Here is a 3,295-nt window from a genome sequence, read left to right on the forward strand (position 1 = left end):
ACTTCGACACCGATTACATCCGCGCCCTGGAATACGGCATGCCGCCGGCATCCTGCATTGGATTGGGCATCGACCGGGTGGTTATGCTGTTTACCGGTGCTGCATCGATCCGGGAAGTCGTCCTCTTTCCGCAACTGCGGCCCACTAGCGAAGAGTAAAGGAGCACGAATCGTGGTCGAACTCGACTCGGAGATTTTCACATCAGGCACATCCGCGCTGGCGCTGAGCATGTTTTCCGGCAAGGCCAGAACCACCGGACCGGGACGCCCCGACATCGCGACGCGGAAGGCGCGACCGATATATTCGGGCAGCCTGTCGGTGTCGTTTACCTCTGCAACCCATTTTGCCAGACCGCCAAAGACTGCCTTGTAATCAACCTCTTGGAATGTCTCGCGATCCGTGTGCCGGTTGTCAATCTGACCCACAAACAGCACCATCGGCGTGCTGTCCTGCATCGCGATATGGATACCGGCAGAGGCATTGGTGGCCCCCGGCCCGCGCGTGACAAAGCAGACACCGGGGGTGCTTGTCATTTTTCCATGGGCTTCGGCCATCATCGCAGCCCCGCCTTCGTGTCGGCAAACGATATTGGGGATACCGCTGTCATAAAGCCCGTCGAGAGCAGCAAGAAAACTTTCGCCGGGGACCGAAAACACACGCTCTACACCAAGCTTAACCAGCTGATCGCTCAGTATTTTTCCGCCGTGCCTGTTCATGACAACCTCCCTGAATTCAGCGCTACCATGTGCCATGCACATGCCCTGTGCAAGTCCTGTGGTTGCGCATTCCCGTCAAGGTACTAATTGTCGGAGCAACAGTGAAAGGAACAACGATGACAACGCTACTTGGCATTTCGGGCTCGCTCCGCAAAGCTTCGACCAACACCCTTCTGGTCCGCAACGCCGCAGAGGTTTTCGGGGCCGACACATTCACGCTCGCCGATCTCGATCTGCCGCTTTATAACGCGGATCGGGAACTGGTCGAGGGCGTCCCCGCAAAGGTACAAAACCTGTCCGACCAGATTGCAGCAGCGGATGCTGTCATCATATCGACCCCAGAATACAACAAGGCACCGTCCGGCGTTCTCAAGAACGCACTCGACTGGGCCAGCCGCACCGAAGGCAACCCGTGGAAGAACAAACCGGTCGCCATCATGTCCGCCGCCGCAGGGCGCGCTGGGGGTGAACGGACGCAATTCGCACTGCGCCTGATGATGATGGCGTTCCGTCCTCATATCCTGCAGGGACCAGAGGTGCTGGTTGCCAATTCCAGCAATCAATTCGACGAAAACGGCAAGCTGACGGGCGAGATGAATATCAAGACGCTGACCGAGCTGATGGACGAGCTGAAGGCGCGAATCTAGCGTAAAGATCGCGTACGGAACCTGTACAGAAGCTGTACGTACACGATGTACTGGCAAAAGCCCGGTAGCGACCCTAAACTCCGCGCCAAGAGGACGCAAACTGGAGACTTTGATGGCGCGGGGCGCAGGCGGGAACGACGGGGGCACCGGCAGCTTTTTGCTGGGTCTGATTATGATGGTGGGCGGCGGGTATCTGTTGTTGAACGGGATTGTGGTGCGTCCGAATTTTGGCTTCGGAAGCCGTGTCTTCGGAATAGGTGGCGTGCCGATCACGTCAGGCATGATCCTGATCCCGTTCATGTTCGGGGTCGGCATGATCTTTTACAATTCCAAGAACTGGTTCGGCTGGTGGATCGCGGGCGCGTCACTGGTGGCGCTGGTCTTCGGCGTGATCGCGAATATGACACTGCAACTGGCGCGGATGAGCGCGTTCGACCTGATCGTGATACTGGTGTTGCTTGTGGGTGGGATCGGGTTGTTCTTGCGGTCGCTGAGGGCGGGGTGAAGCCCATTTCACGGAATAGTGCACGTTGCACCGGTGGCAGCTATGCGCAGGGAGGGGGCTTTGCAAAGTTGCGACGATTTTCCGAAAGTCGCCTTTCAGGCCAAACGCGGCGAAGGTCGGACGCGAGCCCAACTAGTCATGGAAGCGAACTGTGCCCAGGCGGCAACATCAGATTGGCTAAATGTCGCTCATGCCGCAAAGAGATTGAAATCAATCATTCAAAACACACAATATTTTTTTTTCAAAGCCAAGAAAGGGATATCTAAAATGGGTCCAACAAAAACACTTACACTTTCCATACTTTCGCTCTCAGTTCTTCTTTCGTCTGGGTCATCAGCATTCGCTGACTGGGCCGGAACTTATGCCGGTGGATCAATCGGCGGTGGACTCTTTGATAGTGAAGTCTTCGACGAGAATGAAAATGTCGCTTACGGCTTTTCAAACAACGACGGTTTTGGCGGCCTTGCTGGGCTCCATGTTGGCCACAACTTCCAAAGCGGCAACTTTGTCTACGGCGGCGTGCTGTCGCTTTCGACGACAAGCTTTGACGAAACTTTCGAAACCAACTTCTGCAGCCCATCAGTTCACTCGACCGCGCTCAATAGCGTTGCCTCACTTCGCGGTCGTGCCGGTCTGGCAAATGAGAATGCATTAATCTACGTGACGGCAGGTATCGCGCAAATTGCGACGGATGAAGTCTTCGAATGTGACGAAGGCGAAGAAGACTTCTTGAACGACGAATATACTGCCTTTGTTGGTGGAATTGGTGCCGAATATAAGGTGCAAGACAATATCTCCGTCGGTTTTGAATACCTGATCTACGAAGCAGATGATGAAACGGCCTATCAGGACGGTGATACAGATAATGATATTTCAACCTTCGACTTGGGTGGGCACGCTGTCACTTTGAGCGTCAACTACTTCTTTAACTAGAATTTCTCAGTCACGCGCTTCGCACTTCTTGCATGAGGCCGAACCATAACAAAGAAAGCCCCTGCCGATCATTCGACGGGGGCTTTCTTATTTGCCGGGCTACGGCGCTCGGTTACGCGAGTCCTGCGTCAGCGAACGCTTGAAACCGAATGACGGCAAAGTCCGCTTCTTACCAGTTCACGACCCACGCGGTGAAGGTCAGCTATCGCATTTTCGAGGAAGGGGTCTTGAGTCCGCTTCGGGCTGACAGCGGTCATTGGTGTCATCGCTATCCATGCAAATGCGCCGGCAAGAACGGTTGCGGACATGGGCAACAAGCCTTTGGGTTGCGGTATGTGATGGAACCGCTATCATTCAATAGGTGACTTGAATTTGTAACGTGAGGAGACCATCGTGACAATCAGCCCCAAGGTGGCCCTGCTGGAGGAATACGCCCTTATCGCGCGCGCGCTGTCAGCGCCGGCACGGCTCTTGATCCTTGAACAACTCGCGCA

Annotated in this window: 4 protein-coding genes and 1 pseudogene; 4 read left to right on the forward strand and 1 reads right to left on the reverse strand. The window is 55.1% G+C overall.

Features of this window, described 5'->3' with window-relative positions; all coding sequences use genetic code 11:
- Window positions 1-158: amino acid--tRNA ligase-related protein (locus tag R6T97_RS08065; RefSeq protein WP_410348776.1), on the forward strand; the 158-nt coding region annotated here is incomplete at its 5' end.
- A gap of 39 nt (window positions 159-197) precedes the next feature.
- Here R6T97_RS08065 and R6T97_RS08070 read toward each other — a convergent pair.
- Window positions 198-716, reverse strand: a pseudogene (locus tag R6T97_RS08070) (thiamine pyrophosphate-binding protein); the annotation flags it as partial.
- Between the two features lie 116 nt (window positions 717-832).
- On the opposite strand from R6T97_RS08070, the gene R6T97_RS08075 reads away from it, so the two are divergent.
- The 3 genes from R6T97_RS08075 to R6T97_RS08085 all read left to right on the forward strand — a co-directional run bounded on the left by R6T97_RS08075 (window position 833) and on the right by R6T97_RS08085 (window position 2,801).
- The gene (locus R6T97_RS08075; protein ID WP_410348773.1) at window positions 833-1,363 is read left to right on the forward strand and encodes an NADPH-dependent FMN reductase; all 531 of its coding nucleotides are present in this window, start codon (window positions 833-835) and stop codon (window positions 1,361-1,363) included.
- Window positions 1,364-1,475: 112 nt separating this feature from the next.
- Window positions 1,476-1,868: a hypothetical protein gene (locus R6T97_RS08080; RefSeq protein ID WP_410348774.1), complete on the forward strand. Its 393-nt coding sequence runs from the start codon at window positions 1,476-1,478 to the stop codon at window positions 1,866-1,868.
- Window positions 1,869-1,928: 60 nt separating this feature from the next.
- The gene (locus R6T97_RS08085; RefSeq protein ID WP_410348775.1) at window positions 1,929-2,801 is read left to right on the forward strand and encodes an outer membrane protein; all 873 of its coding nucleotides are present in this window, start codon (window positions 1,929-1,931) and stop codon (window positions 2,799-2,801) included.
- Window positions 2,802-3,295: the final 494 nt, after the last annotated feature.

The organism is Yoonia sp. (assembly GCF_046498525.1).
Classification (GTDB): Bacteria; Pseudomonadota; Alphaproteobacteria; order Rhodobacterales; family Rhodobacteraceae; genus Yoonia.